At 43.1% G+C, this 19,994-nt stretch carries 17 protein-coding genes; 6 read left to right on the plus strand and 11 right to left on the minus strand.

The window, feature by feature from the left end:
• Positions 1-3 precede the first annotated feature (3 nt).
• The 3 genes from DQW11_RS11945 to DQW11_RS11955 all read left to right on the plus strand — a co-directional run bounded on the left by DQW11_RS11945 (position 4) and on the right by DQW11_RS11955 (position 2,500).
• Positions 4-573, plus strand: coding sequence for a helix-turn-helix domain-containing protein (locus DQW11_RS11945; protein WP_394337145.1), 570 nt, complete (start codon positions 4-6; stop codon positions 571-573).
• Between the two features lie 179 nt (positions 574-752).
• Complete coding sequence (locus DQW11_RS11950; protein WP_113924315.1) at positions 753-1,220, plus strand: ferritin-like domain-containing protein; 468 nt, start codon at positions 753-755, stop codon at positions 1,218-1,220.
• 77 nt (positions 1,221-1,297) lie between these two features.
• A complete protein-coding gene (locus DQW11_RS11955) occupies positions 1,298-2,500 on the plus strand; it encodes an NAD(P)/FAD-dependent oxidoreductase (protein WP_113924896.1) in 1,203 nt (400 codons plus the stop codon).
• Between the two features lie 8 nt (positions 2,501-2,508).
• On the opposite strand, the gene DQW11_RS11960 is transcribed toward DQW11_RS11955, so the two are convergent.
• Both DQW11_RS11960 and DQW11_RS11965 read right to left on the minus strand, forming a co-directional pair.
• Positions 2,509-2,988 (minus strand): thermonuclease family protein, encoded by a 480-nt coding sequence (locus tag DQW11_RS11960; RefSeq protein ID WP_113924316.1) that lies wholly within the window; start codon positions 2,986-2,988, stop codon positions 2,509-2,511.
• 303 nt (positions 2,989-3,291) lie between these two features.
• The gene (locus DQW11_RS11965) at positions 3,292-4,194 is read right to left on the minus strand and encodes a cation diffusion facilitator family transporter (protein ID WP_113924317.1); all 903 of its coding nucleotides are present in this window, start codon (positions 4,192-4,194) and stop codon (positions 3,292-3,294) included.
• A gap of 628 nt (positions 4,195-4,822) precedes the next feature.
• On the opposite strand from DQW11_RS11965, the gene tnpA reads away from it, so the two are divergent.
• From tnpA to DQW11_RS11985, 3 genes are all read left to right on the plus strand, one after another.
• Positions 4,823-5,275 (plus strand): IS200/IS605 family transposase, encoded by a 453-nt coding sequence (gene tnpA, locus DQW11_RS11975; protein WP_113924319.1) that lies wholly within the window; start codon positions 4,823-4,825, stop codon positions 5,273-5,275.
• A 1,114-nt stretch (positions 5,276-6,389) separates the two neighbouring features.
• Positions 6,390-8,720, plus strand: a complete 2,331-nt coding sequence (locus DQW11_RS11980; RefSeq protein ID WP_113924320.1) for a patatin-like phospholipase family protein — start codon at positions 6,390-6,392, stop codon at positions 8,718-8,720.
• Positions 8,721-8,879: 159 nt separating this feature from the next.
• A complete protein-coding gene (locus tag DQW11_RS11985) occupies positions 8,880-10,271 on the plus strand; it encodes an MATE family efflux transporter (protein WP_113924321.1) in 1,392 nt (463 codons plus the stop codon).
• Between the two features lie 502 nt (positions 10,272-10,773).
• On the opposite strand, the gene DQW11_RS11990 is transcribed toward DQW11_RS11985, so the two are convergent.
• From DQW11_RS11990 to DQW11_RS12030, 9 genes are read right to left on the minus strand one after another with little or no spacing between them, the layout of a single operon-like run.
• Positions 10,774-11,541 (minus strand): ABC transporter permease subunit, encoded by a 768-nt coding sequence (locus DQW11_RS11990; RefSeq protein ID WP_113924322.1) that lies wholly within the window; start codon positions 11,539-11,541, stop codon positions 10,774-10,776.
• Positions 11,534-12,277: an ABC transporter ATP-binding protein gene (locus DQW11_RS11995; protein WP_113924323.1), complete on the minus strand. Its 744-nt coding sequence runs from the start codon at positions 12,275-12,277 to the stop codon at positions 11,534-11,536. Before DQW11_RS11995 ends, DQW11_RS11990 begins: the two co-directional genes overlap by 8 nt.
• Entirely contained in the window at positions 12,252-13,499 is a 1,248-nt protein-coding gene (locus DQW11_RS12000) for a nitrous oxide reductase family maturation protein NosD (RefSeq protein WP_113924897.1), read from the minus strand. The genes DQW11_RS11995 and DQW11_RS12000 overlap by 26 nt, the downstream gene beginning before the upstream one ends.
• A gap of 29 nt (positions 13,500-13,528) precedes the next feature.
• On the minus strand, positions 13,529-13,963 hold the full coding sequence (locus DQW11_RS12005; protein ID WP_113924324.1) for a nitrous oxide reductase accessory protein NosL: 435 nt from the start codon (positions 13,961-13,963) through the stop codon (positions 13,529-13,531).
• A 28-nt stretch (positions 13,964-13,991) separates the two neighbouring features.
• Positions 13,992-14,579, minus strand: a complete 588-nt coding sequence (locus DQW11_RS12010; protein WP_113924325.1) for a hypothetical protein — start codon at positions 14,577-14,579, stop codon at positions 13,992-13,994.
• A 57-nt stretch (positions 14,580-14,636) separates the two neighbouring features.
• Complete coding sequence (gene nosZ / locus DQW11_RS12015; protein ID WP_113924326.1) at positions 14,637-16,601, minus strand: Sec-dependent nitrous-oxide reductase; 1,965 nt, start codon at positions 16,599-16,601, stop codon at positions 14,637-14,639.
• Positions 16,602-16,621: 20 nt separating this feature from the next.
• Positions 16,622-18,439 carry a c-type cytochrome gene (locus DQW11_RS12020; RefSeq protein WP_113924327.1) on the minus strand — a complete coding sequence of 606 codons (1,818 nt, stop codon included), beginning with the start codon at positions 18,437-18,439 and terminating at the stop codon, positions 16,622-16,624.
• A 4-nt stretch (positions 18,440-18,443) separates the two neighbouring features.
• Positions 18,444-19,163 (minus strand): iron-sulfur cluster repair di-iron protein, encoded by a 720-nt coding sequence (ric, locus tag DQW11_RS12025; RefSeq protein WP_113924328.1) that lies wholly within the window; start codon positions 19,161-19,163, stop codon positions 18,444-18,446.
• 49 nt (positions 19,164-19,212) lie between these two features.
• Entirely contained in the window at positions 19,213-19,644 is a 432-nt protein-coding gene (locus DQW11_RS12030) for an RrF2 family transcriptional regulator (protein ID WP_113924329.1), read from the minus strand.
• Positions 19,645-19,994 lie beyond the last annotated feature (350 nt).

A 19,994-nucleotide genomic window follows, 5' to 3' on the forward strand; every position in this document is an offset into this window, starting at 1 on the left:
AAAGTGGAAAATCACAAGATTCATATTAAGTACATGGTCAGCCTGCGCTGCATCATGGTTGTCAAAGAAGAGCTCAAAAGTCTGGACATCCTCTATTCCAGTGTCAATCTGGGGGAAGTGGAGATTCCTGAAAAAATCTCCGCTTCCAAGAGAGAAGCCCTGGGTCACAATTTAAAAAAAATCGGACTCGAGCTTCTTGATGATAAAAAAAGCATCCTGATCGACAAAATCAAAAATGAGGTAATCAAAATGATCCACCATTCGGAGTCAATGCCGAAGGTGAATTATTCAGACCATATGAGTGACAAACTGGGGTATGATTACACCTATTTATCCAATATTTTTTCGGAAGTACAGGGTATTACCATTCAGCAGTTCATCATTTTCAATAAAATCGAAAAAGTCAAAGAGCTCCTGCTGTACAATGAACTCAACCTGACTGAGATCTCCTATCAACTGGACTACAGCAGTGTGTCCCACCTTTCCAATCAATTCAAGAAAGTAACGGGACTTACACCCTCATTTTTCAAGCAGATGAGGGAGTTGAGGAAAAACAATCTTTTAAAAGTCTGATTTTTTTGGGTACCCGGTTTTTGGTATTCGTTGATAGATGCTGTGGGCAGCTCCGGGATTTTATATAGTTGAAGGGAATAATTGCAATATTTTTTGGTTTTGGGAATTATCCGAAACTTGGTCTGAATGTTGGGACTGGCTTATCAGATAAATAGTTCTAACATTAAACAAAACTAACCATGACACATTCAGAAGAATTGAGCAGTGCTCTAAATGATCTTGTATTGATCAACAATGACAGGATCGAAGGCTATCAAAATGCAATTGAATCATTAGAAACTCAAGATGCTGATCTGAAAATGCTTTTTGCCAAAATGATTTCCAACAGCAGCGACCATGTCAGGGTATTGAGTGACCTCATTGTAGCAGCAGGTGGAAACGTGGAAGAAGGCACCACTACTTCAGGAAAGATCTTCCGCTCATGGATGAGTATCAAATCCGTTTTTTCGGTAAATGACAGAACGAGCATATTGGAATCTTGCGAATCCGGCGAAGATGCCGCGTTAAAAGCTTATGATATGGCTTTTGCTTCAGATGCCCATATGAGCGTAGACGTCAGACAAACATTGACAGATCAAAGAGCTTCCCTCAAAGGAGACCACGATCAGATCAAAAAAATGAGAGATTTGCATAAAAGCATGGTCTGATTTTAGGCCATAAAACCATCCCGGTAATTGGGATGGTTTTTATTTTTTATTGGAAAAGGCCGGCAAACTTGAAGAATATGAGAATCAGAACTTTTGAACCTTTTTGGTTAGTTAAAAACGGTCTTTTGCACAGTTATCCATCCCTTCAAAAAAACCTTGAAACCGAAATAGTTGTACTCGGAGGCGGCATAACAGGCGCCCTGGTCAGCCATGGGTTGTTGGAAGCCGGGCATCAGGTAGTATTGATAGACAAAAGGGATATCGGTCAGGGCAGTACATCTGCTACGACCAGTATGCTTCAATACGAAATCGATGAACCACTTGTAGAACTCACAAAAAAAATCGGAGAAAAAGGAGCTGTTGCCTGCTACAAAGCAGGAATCAAAGCCATCCGGACGATCGGGGATTTGGTGGCGAACCTGAACTTGGAATGTGGTTTTGATTTCAAAAAATCACTTTTTCTAGCCCATGATGAAAATGCTGCGGATTGGCTCAAGGAAGAATTTGAAATGCGCAATAAGCACCGGATGGGAGTGAGTTGGCTCTCAGCCGATCAAGTATGGAAAACCTTTGGGATCAGGTCATTTGGTGCGATCCTTTCCAAAACAGCAGCGAGCGTGGATGCTTACCGATTGGCGCATGGATTGATCCACCACAGCTTCAAAAGGGGAATGGATATTTATGACCAAACCGAAATCACAAAAACCGAGCACCGGGAAGATGGGGTCACGCTCCAGACTATGGATGGATTTTCAGTAAAATGCCGGAAAGTCATCTATTGCACGGGGTTTGAATCTACCGAATTGCTAAAGGAAAAAATCGCAAGCCTTTTTTATACCTATGCTTCTGTGAGTGAACAAGGGATAGCCTGCGCCAAGCAGCTAAAAGATGTTTTGGTATGGGACACAGCAAACCCGTATCTCTACATGAGGACCACAGACGATGGCAGACTATTGGTGGGCGGAGAAGATTCTTCCACCAATTTTCCATTTTTTCAACAGCAGATCAAGGAAAGAAAGTATGTAAAATTGCAGTCAAAACTTGATGAACTCATTCCGGAAAATGGATTTATAGAGGATTTCAGTTGGGGAGGAACTTTCGGAGCGACCAAAGATGGATTGCCTTACATCGGGGCATCTCCCGAATACACAAATGCCTTGTTTGTATTGGGATTTGGAGGAAATGGCATCACGTTTTCTATTCAGGCGATGGACATCATAGTAGCTATGCTGAAAGGCAAAAAGCATGATCTTGAAAAATATTACAGATTTGGCAGGTAGGGGAAAACTCACTTCCAGAGACCCTTTTTTTTCTCCCTTGCTTCTTTTTGGAGTTGGACAAATTGGTCAGCATACCTGACATTGGGAGGTACAGTCATGGTGGATGCATAGCCGTTTTTGATGAGATGGGCATTGAGAAACGTGCCGTTTTCCAGATATACGTAGGCCAAAGTTCTTTTGTACCGGTCGTATTTGCTGACATCGTATTCCAGCCGCACTTTTTTACCAGTCAATAGTTGTTCAAGGTAGATTTTTGATTCTTTGCCATAGTATCCTATTTCCTTTTTTCCTGACTTCCTTGATTCAGGTGCATCGACGCCGATCAACCGGATCTTTTCATTTTCGTTTTTCCCATTGATGATCCAAAAAGTGTCACCATCGACGATTTTAGAAACTTGGTACCATTTGGAACTGGTCTGTGAAGGTGAAGGGATTGCGGATAAAAAAATAAAAATGACAAGTAGGAGGTAATGTTGGGTTTTAAGCATGGGTGAAAGTAGGGAATTTAAGTATCAAGTACGAAGAACCAAGTACAAAGTACCAAGTACGAAGTATTAAGAGGCGAGAGGTGAGAAGTAAAACTCAGGATATACCGGTATCAGTTAAACAATTAACCCAATAACCAATAACCAATAACCAATAACCCAATAACCCAATAACCAATACCTCATAACCTAGCAACCAGACAACCCCACAACGCGAAGCAGACAACAATTACAACAATTACAACATTTCAAACCACTACAACTTTCCTCCAAGAGACCCTTCGTTCCTCAGGGTGACGGTTCCACCTACACCGCCCACTTTCTGTCATTGGTAAAGGCGACGTTCAGCCATTTTTTGAGGGAGATAGGCTTCATTTTGGACAGGATTTCTTCACGGATATTATCCTGTTCGGCAAGGTTCGGTTGCCATCCTTCGGGAGCAACAACAAAATCAATTTCGATAAAAAGCTTTGGGCCTGACTTCGAAACCCTCAAAAAAGATTCTTTGAATTGGTACTCTTTTTCGATTTCTGCGACGATCTCCTGACAAAGATCCAGGTATTTGGTGTCGGCTTTCATGTCGAGTACTTCTCTGATCTGCAAACCCATGTTGGTAATCGGAACTTTGAGAAAATAGCCCGAAACCAAAATGACCATCAAGGGATCCATGTATGGCGTCAGGTGGCTGTATTTGGTATAGCCCAATCCAAGGGACAGTACAAACCCAAGCAATACCGCCAAGCTCAGGAAAGTATCCATCAGCCACTGTTGGGATTCTGCTTCTACAAGTCCGGAACCGTTTACTTTTTGTTTTTTTACCAAGAATATATGAACTACATAGCAACCCACTGTCGCAATGAATGCATAGACCAACCCTGAACCGGCATTGACTTCCTGTCCTCCGGAAAGCAAAGTCGATACTCCTGAGAAAAAGGCAAACAGACAGAGGATAGTAATGACGAGGAATTTGCCAAGGATGATGATGGGTTCGATCATCTCTTTGCCATAAGGAAAGCGGTCAAAATCCTGTTTGGCCATAAAGGAAGCTGTGAAGAGGGAAATCATCGAAAGCCCAACGCTGATCAGGGAATAAATCCCGTCAAAAAGGATGATTTTAGAGTTTTCGATGACACCCCAAATAATGGCAAGCAAAGCAAAAAACAAGGCTCCATAAACAGAGAATTTTAAAAGTTGCTTTTCATTGTTCATATTTTTCCGATTAACGTCTAATGGTGAAAAAAAATTAAATGCCTCATTTCTTAAAGGTATTGTTTATCCAAAATGAAGTCAATAGGAGATTTTTAAAAAATGGCAAAAATAATGGATTTGGGAATTAGGAAATTTTAGTGTCCCGATGGTGTGGTTATTTCGCCCTTTCAGGGCTAACCTGAATCGGACATTTATACGATGGATGGGCTGCACCCATCCCTGAGATATTTTGCCCTTTCAGGGCTAAGATTAAAAATGGATTTCACTAAATTCCAATCTTCAATAATTCTTCGTTTCAACAATGATAAAAGGGTATCCAATATTATCGCCAAAGCCCTGAAAGGGCGGAAAAACCTAGCGATGGGTGAAACCCATCGCAAATATATGATCAAATTAAACGGCAGCCCTGAAAGGGCGGAATCCATAATTTTTAATAGATGAAGATAAACGTTTAAGTATTCGATTATCCTAGGGATTACTTTGTCAACTTAGTTATTTTGAAACTTAACCTAAGGAGGAATAAACAAACTTCAAAGCCCTGAAAGGGCAAAATAACCTAGCGGTGGGTACAGCCCATCGCAAATGTTGGATCAAATTAAACGGCAGCCCTGAAAGGGCGGAATAGAATATGGGACAATCTCTGGTAAAAAATTATATCCACATTATTTTTAGTACAAAAGGACGATACCCGCTGATTATTAACCCTTTTGAAAAACAATTGCATAGCTACCTTGGGGGAATATGTAAAAACCATGAATGTACTCCCATTATCATTGGTGGATATGTTGATCATGTTCATATCCTTTGTTTACTGTCAAAAAAAGTTTCATTAGTCAATTTGATGGAAGATTTAAAATCAAGTTCTTCGAAATGGATGAAAACTTTAGATTTTACATTAAAAGACTTTTATTGGCAAGATGGTTATGGTTCTTTTTCAGTAAATCCGAGTCAGGTTGATGTTGTCGTAGAATATATTAAGAACCAACATGACCATCATCGAAAGAAAACATTTCAAGATGAATACAGGGCCTTTTTGAAAAAATACAAAGTTGAGTTCGATGAGAGGTTTGTGTGGGATTGATTCGTTTCAAAATTGATTAAATTTTTATTTCGCCCTTTAAGGGCTTTCCATACTCCATCGATTTTTTTATGGATGGGCTGCACCCACCCCTGAGATATTTCGCCCTTTCAGGGCTGATTTAAATCAATGATATTGAACATGTCTTTTGAAATGATGGATTTTTTGAATTGATTAAATTTTTATTTCGCCCTTTCAGGGCTTTCCATACTCATTCGATTTAATATGGATGGGCTGCACCCATCCCTGAGATATTTCGCCCTTTCAGGGCTTATGAAATGCTCATTTCTATGGAATTTTTAAGTTACTTGATGAAAAGTTTTTTAGACCAGAAAGAGCAACAATCAAAGGGTTGAGTGCCTTTTTTTCAAATTCAATGCTGTTTTTAAGCCCTGAAAGGGCAGGATAGCCTAGCGATGGGTGAAGCCCATCGTAAAAAAACATTGCCATTTTCCGGTAGCCCTGACGGGGCGAAATTTTAATTAATGAAAATCAATTTTGAAAATTTGACCTTATAAAATTGATCAAAATATCCAGGAGTCCAGAGCCTCAGGAGTGATCGGATCGATGTTTCGCCCTTTCAGGGCTTTCCATACTCATTCGATTTTTTATGGATGGGCTGCACCCACCCCTGAGATATTTCGCCCTTTCAGGGCTTATGAAATACTCATTTCTATGGAATTTTTAAGTTACTTGATGAAAAGTTTTTTAGACCAGAAAGAGCAACAATCAAAGGGTTGAGTGCCTTTTTTTCAAATTCAATGCTGTTTTTAAGCCCTGAAAGGGCAGGATAACCTAGCGATGGGTGAAGCCCATCGTAAAAAAAACATTGCCATTTGCAGGTAGCCCTGACGGGGCGAAATTTTAATTAATGAAAATCAATTTTGAAAATTTGACCTTATAACATTGATCATAATATCCAGGAGTCCAGAGTCTCAGGAGTGATTGGATTGATGTTTCGCCCTTTCAGGGCTGATTGGAACCTCCTTTAATTAATTTGTTTTTCTCTTCATTTCCAATTTGGTTTTTTGATGGTATTGAGCCTTCCCGTTCAATAAATTATTGATTAAAATTTTATATTTGGTTTTCCTGATTTTGGCTACCCAAATAGACCTTTATGAAGAAACTTTTACTTTCCTCCTTATTTATTTTCATCGTTTTATTCCTTCAGGCCCAGGAAAAAGAGAATGCCGACAGACCCAAGATCGGACTTGTGCTCAGTGGTGGTGGTGCCAAAGGAATGGCCCATGTGGGGATTTTGCGCTATATGGAAAAGGCCGGCATTCGTCCTGATTTTATCGTTGGGACTTCGATGGGTTCGGTAGTCGGAGGCTTGTATGCTTTGGGGTATAGTGCGGATGAACTGGAGCAAATTATTCTCAATATCGATTGGGATATATTGATCACCAACCGAGTGGGATTCAATGACATTTCATTTGAAGAAAAGGAATATTACAACAGGTATCTTGTTGAATTGCCGGTGATTGAAGGGAAAGTTTCACTTCCCTCGGGTTTGATTCATGGTCAAATGCTCTCCGAGACCTTGCATTATTACACCTGGCCTGCCAATAACATTGAGAGTTTTGATGATTTTCCGATACCTTTTCGATGCATCACCACCGATGTGAAAACCGGAGAAGGCATCGTGCTGAAAGGCGGGTATCTCCATGATGCATTGCGGGCGAGTATAGCCATACCGACATTTTTTACCCCCTTTGATATGGACAGCACCATGGTCGTGGATGGGGGAGTGGTCAATAATTTTCCTGTAGATGTGGTCAAAGAGATGGGTGCCGATATCATCATCGGTGTCAATGTCGGAGATGAGGATTTTCTGGATCCCAAAGATATCGGTACTTTTTCAGGGATCCTGATGCAGATAGCTATGTCCAAATCCTACAGCAGGCTGAGGCAAAATATTCAGGATACGGATATTTACATCAAGCCGGACCTGAAAAACTACTCTACAGGGAGCTTTAGCAAGTTTCGCGAAATCCTGGAATTGGGGGATTTGGCCGGACAAAAGCATGCTCAAAAATTCAAGAACCTAGCGGACAGCTTGGATGTATTTGTTCCCACTCCCGGAATCGGGCTTGATGTCGCCCCGATCGTCATCAGTGACATCGAGGTTAAAGGAAACTATCTGTTTTCTGATGTATTGATCAAATCCAAGCTGAATATCAAGGCGGGGGAAACAGTCACCAGGCAGGAACTGAGGGAAGGGATGTCCCGGGTGTTTGGGATCAACGGTTTTTACAAGGTGGATTATTCTCTGATCAAAACAGGTGAGGACATTTATCAATTGGTGATACGGGCGAATGAAAAACCTAAAAGTCTTCTTTTCGCCTCCGTCCATTATGACAACCAATTTTCCGCAGGCATCCTACTCAACCTCACCATGAGGGATGTATTGGGAAAATCCTCCCGATCCATCATCCTCGCGGACATTTCCCAAAACCCCAAGTTTCGGTTTGACTATTACAAATACATCGGACCTCAAAAAAAGTATGCCTTCAACTTTAAGGTCAATTACTTCAACCAAGAGGCACCCGTCTATGAAGCTGGCAAAGAGACAGACATCAATGTCAATAGGGAAAGCAGGGTCGGTGCCCATATCCTTTCTACCCAATCCTTGAACAAGACTTTTGTTTTTGGGGGATTCTATGAAAATAACCAGGCAAAATCAAAATTCAATATCAGTTCACCTTCTGATGTCAGAAGCGCCGTCAGTAATTTTATGGGCTTGCGGTTTATGTATTACCGCAATTCTCTCAACGACCGAAACTACGCCACGAGAGGTGCAGAGGCGATCGTCGAACCTGTTTATTTATTCAATAACAATTTAAAAATCAACCTCAATGATGGAGTGGATACTTTGTTTATCGGGGAAGGCGACAGTCAGGTGGGAATTCCTAAAGAAGATATCCCTTTCATCACGGACTTATTGACACCAAAGGGATATTTTGCTTTTTATTTCAAATACATCAAATACTTCCCTTTGGCAAGAAACCTTCAGGTTATGCCGACTGCAGCTACAGGTCTGACATTCTCCAATGAAAATGCTTTCAAGGTTTTTGATGGATTTATAGCGGGCGGGCATCAGCGGGTGAGGTTCAATGACACCAGGATTTGGGGATTGAATTACAGGGAATTGGTCGTTCCCAATTTTGCCAAATTGGGCTTGGAGTTTCAGTATATTCCTGTCAACAATATTTTTCTCCGGACAGGTGCAAATTTTGTCGGATACAGCGAACATGTTCCTTTGAAAAATGGGGAAGGTTCCATCATTTCTGAAATGGAATCCAACAACCTATTTGGGTATGGAGTGGATATTACTTACAAATCGATTTTGGGACCCATTATAGCAGGAGTTGGAAAAAACAATTCAGATGAAAACCTCAGGTTTTATTTCTCCATCGGATTTTCTTTCGGCTATTCAGACCGTTAATTTTTTATTACTTGTTTAATTCTCTTTTGGGTTCTTTGATTTTTTTACCATTTTTGTGTCATTATGAAGGCTTGATTTTTCTCCGGTTTATTTTGGCCCAATCCCATAAGGGACAGTGGTCTATTATCTTCACCTCCCTACGGGAAAGCTATTTCATATATGACAATCAAGAACTTCATCCAACATTTCAAACAGGCCGTAAGTGGTCTTGAAGAGGATTTCACCAATATCAGTATCAAAAAAGCGATTTTCTACCTTTCTATCCCCATGATTTTGGAGATGGTGATGGAATCGCTGTTCGCAGTAGTGGATATCTTTTTTGTAGGAAAACTGGGCGTGCACGCAGTCGCAACGGTAGGCCTGACTGAATCGGTTTTGACGATAATTTACTCCATTGCCATCGGTCTCAGTATGGCCGCAACAGCGATTGTAGCCCGTAGGATAGGAGAGAAGAAACCCAAGGAAGCATCTGCAGCAGCATTTCAGGCCATTTTGGTTTGTTCGCTTTTTGCGGTAGCAGTGGCAGTTCTTGGGGTAGTGTATGCCAAGCAAATGCTTGCCTTGATGGGGGGAGAACCTGAAGTGATCGAGCAGGGCTACCGGTATACCCAGATAATTTTTGGAGGTAATGTCTGTGTGATGTTGCTTTTTCTGATCAATGGAATCTTCAGAGGAGCCGGTAATGCCGCGGTAGCCATGCGGACACTATGGATCGCCAATGCCATAAACATCGTTTTGGATCCCATTTTGATCTTTGGATTGGGACCGATTCCTGCTATGGGATTGGAAGGGGCTGCTTGGGCGACTACTACAGGCAGGGGAATCGGTGTGATTTACCAGTTTTATATCCTGTTCAATGGCAAATCCATCATCAAGTTCTATTGGGACAGCCTCAATATGAATTGGAAAACCGTCCTTACCATTGTGAAAGTGGCTTCAGGAGGCATGGGGCAGTTTCTGATCGAATCCGCTTCCTGGATCTTTTTGATGAGGATCATTTCCGAATCAGGTTCTGTGGCTTTGGCCGGGTATACGATTGCAGTGCGGATCATCATCTTTGCGCTCTTGCCTGCTTTTGGTCTTTCCAATGCTGCAGCGACATTGGTAGGACAGAATCTCGGAGCCTTGCAACCGGGCAGGGCTGAAAAATCCGCTTGGTTGGCGGCACATCTGACAGCCATATTTCTTGGGTTTTGTGCCATCATTTTCATCGCAGGGGCAGGGTTTTTTATCGGGATTTTCAATCAGGAAGAAGGGGTGATCGCTGTCGGGACAATGGGTCTGACGATCATTTGCTTGGGTTATGTTTTCTTTGGATATGGGATGGTGATGAGTCAATCGCTCAACGGTGCCGGAGATACCAAGACGCCTACGATCATCAACTTGGCCATCCTTTGGGGATTTCAGATTCCCTTTGCCTACCTGCTTGCCAAGACTTTCGGATTGGGCGCAACGGGGGTTTTTATCGCCATTGCGGTCAGCCATTCACTGCATGCTATCGTGAGTACTTGGGTATTTAATAGAGGCAAGTGGAAGTTGGTGCAGGTTTAGGTTTGGTTCAATAATCCCAAACAAATTGTGGTTGCTAAATCGGAGAATCTCCAAGTCTCAAAATTTCGTAATTGTCCGAGTTGTCATCCTGAGTTTTTCAACCTTAAGAGAAATGTCCAGAAAGGAACTGACATATAGGAAAACCCCCAACGGGGGTTGAACCATTAATAGCCCCGGGTTTCAACCCGGGGATTTATGGCGATTTAAGTTCAGGCCAACCCTGAAGGGGTTGAACATCTTTTATTGAAACAATTCTGTCATTGGTAGTGATCCTGATGGTAATCTGGAGAAGGGTCTCTTATTTTTTTGAGATCTTTCATCCTCGTACCTCGGATTCAAGATGACGGGTAACCACTGGTCCTTGACCACGCTGGCCCGGAAATCCCGACAATTGTCGCGGATTCCTCCTCCCTGCTGTTGTTCCAATTGAAGGATTATTCTAAAATAGAAGATGGAAAACTTCTCCTCCTTTAGCCTTATGCTTACCTGATATTCCCTCCACTCAAAAATCCTTTCTTTTAAATACCCTCATGGCGGCGGAAACAGGCAAAATCATCCAAATAAACATCACTGCAGAGGAAAGGAGGATTCCTTTTGCCGAACCGAAGAAATCCTGAAAGAAGGCTCCGGTATATCCCATCAGTGCTGAAATGTCCAATTGCATCAACATGATGATTCTTCCCAAATCCACAGGATTCAAAAACACCAGGGCCAAAGTGGGTTTTTCCAAAGGATAGTCCACCAAGCTATAAATCAGGTAAAGTACAAATCCGTCATAGACCAAAGAGAAATAGATCCAAAAAGAAAGGCTGATGCCGATGGCTTTGGCTTTGTCTCTCGTCAGAACGGAAGCCAAAAATGCCAATCCTGCAAAAACTACACTCAGTCCGATGCCGATTCCCAATAAGATCAAGACTGAAGAATCTGCACCCCACAGGATCATGGGCACACCAAAACCTATTACAATCGCCAAGCTCAATACAAACATTACCGCTAAGACCTGACTTAAAAAAACATCCCTTCTTTTGACTGGTTGGGCGAGCATAAGCTCGGTAAACTCCAGGTTATTGAAAAAATGGGTTGTGGCAAAGATGGCTGAAATTAAAGGAACGATCATCAGCATGATGTTGAGCAGACTGAGGGAAACCTTGCTCATGTCTTCCGAAACCTGGTAAATGGAGATGGCTACCAACACCATAAAAAGGGTGTAAAGTAAGGCAAACCTTGACTTTACGATATCATACAGGGCGTATTTCAATAACTTAAACATGGCTCAATTCAGTTTTAATTTGCTTTTTTTTTAAACTCCATTCCATCAACCTCGCGATCGCGGTGGTAAACTTGGATTCTCCTGTGATATCCTTCAGGCTTTCGGTCGTGTCATTGAAGAATATTTTGCCTTCATGGATATAGATCGCATGGTTGGTCAGTTCATCCAATTCACTCAGGATATGGGAAGTGATCAGGATGAGTTTCCCTTTTTCCCTTTCTTGGATGATTTTGTTTTTCAGGATTTCGACTGCAATGGGATCAAGTCCGGCAGTAGGTTCATCGAGGATCAGAATATCCGGACAAAACATAAACGCCAAGGAGGCACTCACTTTTTGGCGCGTTCCCCCGCTGAGTGTATGCATGGGTTTGTCCAGCATGTCCATCAATCCAAATTCTGTAGCCAAAGCCATGTCATATTCCCTGATTTCAGGTCGCATGTCCTGCATCATCGAGAATAACTGACCGATTTTGATATTGTCAGGATATCTGCCGATCTGTGGCATATATCCGATATCGGAACGATAGGAATAGCTTCCTTTGATGGATTTGCCTTTGACGAGGATGTCTCCCGCATTTGGGATGACCATGCCAAGGATGATTTTGATCAATGTGGTTTTTCCGGAGCCGTTTGGACCCATGAGGGCATAGCTTTTTCCCGATTCAAATTCCAGATTGAAATCCTTCAGGACTTCTAGCTTGCCAAATTTTTTATGTATTTGCTGTACGGATATCATAAGGTCTCATTTTTGGGGAGTTGTCGATCATGTTTTCTGGTGTGATGGAAGGGAGCACTTTTTCCATCCTGTCAAGGAGCGTCACCAGAAAACTTCTCCAAAGAATCACTGCAGCGGGGATTTTTTCTACGATGACGCTGAACAAACTGATGGGTCGATAAGGAACGTCTCCGGTACGGTTTTTATCCAGGTCATAGCCTTCGTATTTGTCCCAATAATTATGCTGTAAGGTATTCAGGACCACATTTCCGTTGGTGCTGATGTCAAAGGTGTTGGCCATGAAATTATTCTCTTCGAATTTGTTTTGGTCACAGCTCGCCATGAGTTTGATGGCCCAGCCATTCTGTGTAAAGGAGTTGCTTTTGAATGTACTTCGGCTGCATCCTTCCATGTAAATCCCGATGGTGTTGTTCCTAAAAATGTTTCCGACTACTTCGCTGTCGGTAATGTCTTTGAGCAAAATCCCGTAAGAGCTTGCCCCTTCGCTTTCTTCAAAGATGTTTTCCTTCATCAGAACATTTCGGGTGTACATGACTGCAACACCTGCACCGTTTTTTCTAAAAGTATTTTGGATATAGCTGTTGTCATGGGAAAACATAAAATGCAGCCCATATCGCTTGTTGGCCTCGATCATGTTGCCGGTGCTGACTGTATTGGTGACAAACTCCAGGTAAATGCCATCCCGATGGCCGCTTACCGTATTTCCCTCAATGAATGAATCCCGGCATTTCCAGAGATGGATGCCGTTGCCGGTTTGGTATTCCCGCTCGGCATGGGAAGAAAGCCGGTTGTTTTTGATGGTAAGGCTGGAGGAATTGGAAAAGTGTAAGCCGAAGAATGTTTCTTCCAAGATGTTGTCTTCCACAGTGCAGTTTTTGGAATCAAAAAATTTGATCCCGGCTGAATCGTCCATGTTGGACATTCCGGTATTGATGATTTTAAGGCCACGGATATGCACATTTTCTGATGCTACCAAAAAAACGTTTCCTTTTTCTCTCCCATCAATAATTGGGTAGGACTCGCCGATGAGGGTCAGGGGTTTCCTGATGGTGATTTCATTTTCAGCGTAAGTTCCTTTTTCGATGATCAAGGTATCTCCAACGGCTGCCTGAGTGATTGCCTTTTGGATGGATTGACCGTTTTTGACCCTGATGGTAGCGGCTTCCAAGGAAGCTGCATACAGCATGCAACATGTCAGGAAAAGGAGTTTTAAAGGTTTCATCTTTTTGGATTTAAGTCCTGAATTTTTTCTCACTTGAATTGGGTCACTAATTCACCCCACGCCAGATACACGCCTCCATGTTGGGATTTGTAGGATTCCAGTGTTTCATAATCGGAGAATGCGATGATATTGCTTGCCATGGGGGTTTTGAATTTGTCAGACTTCAGGTAAAAAGCAACCGTAGCATCCGTCAGACTTTCGGGTTTGGTGTAGTCAGCGACGAGGATATGTTTGATATCTTCCTGACTGACTTCATCGGATTCTAAGAATGACATCAGGCAGTTGACATCATCGAAGATGAAGATTTTTCCTTTTTGGGTAACGACCTCCGCGCCGTAGACAGGGTCCATCAGCTTCATTTTGCAATGGTGGCAGTTGTCATTTCCGTAACTGATGGGTCTCGGTTCTGCCTTGCAGGAAAGCATCAGAAGAGAGACCAGGAATATTTTGATTATATTTTTCATTGATGGTGTGGTTTATCGTATTTGGTTTTCAGAGGGAAGACACTTTCTTTTTCTTCCTCCATTCGGTAAATACCGCAACTGTCAGGAGTAAAGCCGATACGCCAAGAATCCATCCTCCGGTGTCGGGACCTGAATAAGCGAGGAAGTTGAGGAGTTCTTTGTATCCGATAAGTGGAGGCTGGTAAGCCATTCCCGGAACTTTGATCGCAGCAGTCTGATCCAAGTTGTGGCCATAATCATATCCCCAAAGGTACATGTCGGTCAAAACTCCGATTCCAAGTAAGACGATCATCACAAAAAAGGTATAAAGTGCCCATCTTTTGGCTATGGCAGCAGTGAGAATCCCAAACCCGATAATGAATCCAAAGACATAGATCAGGTAGGTAAATTCGGGAAACATCTCAACTCCGATATGCTTCATGCCGATGTAGTGGTTGACACCGTTGATGATTTCGACATCTCCGCTGAGCCGGTCTATCCATATTTTCATATTCAATCCCTCGGGATATTGGGGAGCCCAAAGGCTGATCTGCCACAGTGGGGTAAAGTACGCGGAAACCATCAGGGCAGCGGCGATGAGAGCCAGAATCCGGTTTGATGGGCTGATATTGTTCATCTTTTTCGGTTTTAATCACCGCCGGTTTTGATCCCGGCGGTGAGGTTGATGGGGAAATTATTCTGCAGCTCCTGTAGAAAACTTGAGCGGCGTATTGCTTCCTGCCGGAGATACCCTGAGGTAGCCCTGCATTTCTTGGTGCAATGCCGAACAGAAGTCTGTACAATAGAATGGGAACACACCTGTTCTGTCCGGTACCCATTTCAAAGTGGCTGTTTCACCAGGCATGACGAGCAGTTCAGCAGTGTTGGCGCCTTTGATGGCTAATCCGTGAGGCACATCCCAATCCTGTTCGAGGTTGGTCATGTGGAAGTATACCTCATCTCCAACCCTGATTCCTTCGATGTTGTCGGGTCTGAAATTGGACCTGATACTTGTCAGGTAGATGTGGACTTCATTGCCATTCCTTTCGACCCTTGCATCATTGATGCCTTTGAGCACGTGCGGGTGGTTGTTTTCTTCCAGTTTGTAGAACTTCACTTGCCTGTCTTTGATCAAAGAAGCAGGGAAAGACTCTGCATAATGGGGCTCACCGATGGTCGGGAAGTCAAGAAGCAACTGCATTTTGTCACCTGAAATATCATAAAGCTGGGCAGAGTGGGCCAATTCAGGACCTGTAGGAAGGTATCTGTCTTTCGTGATTTTGTTGTAAGCGACCATGTATTTGCCATGTGGCTTGCCTGTCGGTCCACCGGGGATACTCAAGTGTCCTACTGAATAGTAAGTAGGAACCCTGTCTACCACTTCAAGTGTTTCGATGTTCCACTTCACGATCTCCGAAGAAACAAACATGGAAGTGTAGGCAAATCCCTTTCCGTCGAATTCAGTGTGCAAAGGTCCAAGACCCGGTTTTTCAACTTCTCCGTGCAATACTGACTCATACTTCAATACCGGCATGCCGTCAATATTTCCTTCGAAATCCTGCTTTTCAATGGCTGCAAGCATCTTGGTAAAAGAGAATACAGGAATGATCGCTGCCAATTTTCCACTGCCGATGATGTACTCTCCCGTAGGATCCGTGTCTGTGCCGTGAGGTGATTTTGGACATGGGATAAAGTAAACGATGTCCTTCAGTTCTCTTGGATCTAAGGAAAGTACCTCGGTCCTGATGGTAGAAGTGGCAGTGTGGGTACTTTCATCCCACTTGTTGTGGGCATATTTCACAGGGACTTTTTTGCCCTTTCCTGCGGCGATGTATTCTTCCGCTTTCTTCCAGTTTACGGCCATGATAAAGTCCTTGTCTTTTTGTGAAGCATTCACTTCCAAAAGTGTATGGGCCATTTCGGTATTGTAGGTAGAGAAGAAAAACCAACCATGTGACTTTTTCTTTCCTGCCCTTGCCAGGTCAAAGTTGAATGGCGGTGCTTCCAATTGGAAAGCAATGTCCATATCACCTTTTTCTTTGTCTACACTGATGAAGGAAATTGTCCCACGGAAGTTTTCCTTGTAGGTATCGATGGCTACATCCCTGTTTTTGTCATCTCCGGTAGGTACCGAAAATCTCGTTCCTGCCACCACATACTCAGTGTTTTCAGTAATGAACGGAGAGGAGTGGTTACCGCCGGAATTCGGGATTTCGATGATCTCGACAGTTTTGAATGTAGTCAAGTCCACCCTGGCGATCCTAGGGGTATTGTTTGCATTACCAAAAGCCCATCTTGCATCATGCTCTGCATTGGTCGTAGAGATGGCAATGTGGTGCAAATCGTCCCAAGGAACGAATCCGTGGGAAGTGTTCAGCATGGGTTTTGTTTCTTCAGAGAATCCCCAGCCATTTTCCGGGTGAACCGAAAAGACCGGAAGGATCTTTAACACCCTTCCCGAAGGAAGACCTACTACGGACATCTGTCCATTGAAACCACCGGAAATGATGTTGTAAAATTCATCATGTTGTCCCGGGGCCACATATACTTTGGAGGCAGCGTCTCCCGAAATGGCGGTCTGTGCGCCTTTGGGTTTGCAACCATAGGCAAAAGCTATAGCAACTGCTGCTCCTGCCATCAACCATAATCTTGTTTTCATTGTCTTGGGGTTTGGTTTGTTTATTTCGCAGCAGCATCCATGCTACCGGCTTTTTCTAAGTCATTTTTTCTCATAAATTCCAAAATGTGCCTGGCTTCATCCATAGAGATGTTTTGGTTGGGCATTCTGGTGAGACATTCTTCCAACAAGGCCTGTGCGGTAGGATCTTCATCCAGCATCACATCGACATTGGTGACCATGTTCATGATCCATTCCGGACGTCTCCTGTTGGTCACCCCTTGGAAACCGGGACCCACCAAACGCTTGTCGTTGAGCTGATGGCAGGCAGTACACTTCATGTCCACTATTGCCTTTCCTTTTTCTGCCAAAGCTTCATCAACAGTGGCTCCGAGGTCGACACTTTTGATTTCACCCACCCCTTTTGGATCGGCTTCTTTTGCAGTTTCTTCTGCGGTCGGTGGGGTATAAGTACCTTGGTTTTCACCGCCACCACCGCAACTTGCCAACAGGAGCAAAGCCGCTCCCATGGTCATGATCATCGTACTTTTCATAGTTTTTCTGTTTTTATAAAATTGGGTTTTGATAGTATTTTCAATTGTAAGTTCAGCCTCATTGAAAGCCGGTTTTCGCCACAGTCCCACCCAAATCAGCAATAGGCCAATTGGGAAAAATGAGGAGGCAATGAATAAGATCAGGTGGTAGTAAGGAATAAATCCAAGTTTGGCCCAAAGCAAAGTACCCTGCCCGAGGAGTAGAATCTCCGAAGCGAGGAAGGCCAAAGCCAGGAAGTGCCAACCCAAACCTGAAAATCTGCCTGTGCCAAGCCAGTTGTTTTTCAAAGCAAAGGCTCCAATGCCAAAGGTGATGGAACCAAGCATTACCAAATGGACAAAACCGATGACATACATGCGGATGGTATAGGCGATGGTGGCCACATCAGGGATGATAAGGGCGGCCTGAATCAGAGCTTTGGCCACCAAACTCATCATTCCGATGTAAAGCATCCTGTCTATCCAGTTTTTGGGAAATTTCAGTCCCTCGAACAGTTGGTTGAAAGCAGGTTTCAGTATCCGGTAATAGGCGATGACTTGGAGGATTACTCCTGCAGCATTGATGAAAATCAGGGCTTTGATCGGTGTACTCCAAGAAACGGCCAAGGCATAGGTCAGGAAAAGGGAAATATGGAGAATCCATTCGCTTTTTTTGGAAACAGGAATGCTCCATCCGTTTTTTTGCAGGTAGCACACCAACAATCCCAAAAATCCATAGACAAAGCAGCCATTGAGCTGAAAGTGCAGAAACCATTGCACACTCATGAAATACAAGGGGTGGAGCCTGCCCAATGTTGCGCCGACAGGACCGATCGCCCAAAGTCCAAGGCTTGAAACAAGCAACCAAATGATGGAAAATCTCACCAATCGGGTAGCAGTAGATGCTTTGTACCGGGAAAGATCCTGAAAGAAGAAGTATGCAAAGAAATAGCTTGAAATCAGGTGCAGGGATGAAAATGTGATGCTATAAAGGCCATAACCCTGAAAGGGAAAACTCAGCATCATGCCTAGCGTGGTAAAAACCGATATACCGAGAAGTACTTTATAGGTTTGGAGCCTTTTGGCATCTTTTACATAGGTAAAAACCAAAGCCCCTGTGACCAATAAATATCCCCAACCCAACAAGGCCAAATGGGAGTGTGCATGAAGAATATGCTTGTATTCGAAGAAACTGACTTCGCCGACAAGGAAATACCTCATCAAAAGCCCAAAGGATGAAGCCATCAAAAAGAAGAAAACCGCCCAGAACATCCACGGTTTTGCCAAATGTCTCTCAAGCGGAGAGACACTTGGTTTTTGGCTTAAAAGTTCCTGTGCGGTTTTCATTTTTTCAGGGATTCAATTGGTGGTACAGTTCGGTTGCCTTCGGAAAAAGGATGTTGTTTTCAAGATGGATATGCTTGTGAAGGTCTTCTTCAAATTCCTGAAGCATGGCAAAAGCGACTTTGTAAGTCTGACAGCCATCGGTAGGTGTCTGATACCCGCCGCTCAGTTCCGATATCTTCCGGAACCTTTCGCCTTCAGTGTCATGCTCATGTTCCATCATGTGGATGGGGTTTTCGATGGTGCCAAAATGTGGTTTTGAGAGTGAGAAGTGGCTTGATTTTGCCTCTTCCATGGCTTTTATGTAGGGAAAAAGGATCAGTTCTTCCTTTTTCATATGGGTAGTCAAAGCATCTGCAGCATTGAAAAAATGATCCTTAATGAGTTCAAGTTCAGGATGTCTTCCTCCGTGTACAAGGACAAGTTTTTGCAAATAAGCCTTCAGAGCGGGAATGCTGTTTTCGACATAGCTATGATGGGTAGTCGTGATATGGTTGATCAGGTCGGTCAGTCCAAAATCTGTAAAATGAACTTCCTCGGGGAGGTTGACTGCATTTGCCAAGTCCTTTAGGATGCTTTCCATGGGGACATCGTTGACCTCACAGGCTTTCTCAAGGGTGATGCCGCCTTTGCAACAAAAGTCAATTCCGTATTCTGTGAAAACCTTTGCCGCCCGGAAGTTTTCCGCTACGATTCCGCCTACTTTTCTTTTTGATAGATTTTCCATTTTAATAGTATTTAAAGACCTTTTTATCCTTTATATATGTAAATTTTTTTCAGTATTTCAGAAAGCTGATTCCGATGTTTACCCTATCCGCCACATCTCTCAGGCTTGTAGTCATCAGCATGCCGGTCAAATGATCGCGGATTGCCAAAAACTTATGATGAACAGGGCATGGGTGGTCTTCGGAACATTTTTCCAATCCCAAAGCACAACCTGTAAAGAGCATGTCTCCGTCTATGGCCTCTACGATTTCTGAGAGAAATATCTTATTGGGATTCCCCTGAATATGAAAACCTCCGTTAGGCCCTTTGACAGAACTAAACAGATCATGCCTGACAAGTTCCTGAAGTATTTTTGCCGTAAATGCCTCCGGAGAATTGATAGCTTTGGAGATTTCCTTCAATCCTGCACGCTCCTGACCTTCCGGCAGAGTGGCCACATAGATCATGGCGTTGATGGCATATTTGCAGGCTTTCGAAAACATCTTTCGTCTTGTATAGTCCAAATGTAAGTACAAAATATTAAAGGACAAAAATATCCTTTAATCTTTTTATCATATTTTTAAAAACAATTCCTCAATTCAAAACAGAATCAGGGGAGGAATGTGGACCGGTTTTGAAAGTGTTTTATGACTAGGCAGAAGGGGATTGATCCAAAATTGATTTTAAAAAACGGAAAGGTTACTTGTTATACCTGATCCAAAAGCTACTTTTGTGAAGATGAAAAACCGGAGGCGCTGAGTGCTTTCATTTGGTTTTTTTTCAATCAAATTATCCAAAAGATAAATGAACCATTGAATGGAATGGGTCTGTTTTATCTGTGAGTTTCAAAAAC

It is taken from the genome of Cognataquiflexum aquatile, assembly GCF_003316845.1.
GTDB lineage: Bacteria > Bacteroidota > Bacteroidia > Cytophagales > Cyclobacteriaceae > Cognataquiflexum > Cognataquiflexum aquatile.